The organism is Rhizobium ecuadorense, from assembly GCF_001187535.1.
Lineage (GTDB): Bacteria > Pseudomonadota > Alphaproteobacteria > Rhizobiales > Rhizobiaceae > Rhizobium > Rhizobium ecuadorense.
On the sequence record NZ_LFIO01000751.1, the window covers coordinates 1 to 551 of the forward strand.

The following is a 551-nucleotide window of genomic DNA, read 5'->3' on the forward strand; positions in this document are numbered from 1 at the left end:
GCTGGCCAATCCGGCTGCTGTCGCAACTTATAGGGCCGTCTAATTCGATGCTCACCTCAATCCTGCGGTCGAGGTGACTATAGCGGAGTTCTTCGATGACCTGCCGCAGGATCGGCTCGAGCTCCTCCGCTCGCCTGTCGAGCACGATGCCGCCACCCAATCGTGCACGCGCGAAGTCGAGGACGTTGTCGATCAGGCCAGACATGCGAACGACGCTGCCCTGCATCAAATCGAGAACTTTAGTCGAGCGATCGGTCTGCTCTTCCTTTCGCAACATACGCCCCGCAGCGGCAATCGAGGCAAGCGGGTTGCGCAGGTCATGCCCAAGGATGGCGATGAACTGCTCCCGCAACTCGGCGGTTTGCTGTTCGAAGTCGAGCTGGGATTTGACGATGGCACCGGCCGTGTCCGCCGCCGCGCGCGCTTCGACCAGTTCCCGTTCATAACGGCGACGCTCGGCAGCCTGGAACATCGTCACACGGGTGAAAAGCAGGGCACCGTCTTCTGCACGTCTTTCCATGGCATTGGCGAGCACAGGCAGTTTTCTGCCG

The 551-nt window shown here is 60.8% G+C and carries 1 protein-coding gene; it reads right to left on the reverse strand.

What is annotated here, in order from left to right; all coding sequences use genetic code 11:
* Positions 1-551: histidine kinase dimerization/phospho-acceptor domain-containing protein (locus AF337_RS13695; RefSeq protein ID WP_160320300.1), on the reverse strand; the 551-nt coding region annotated here is incomplete at both ends.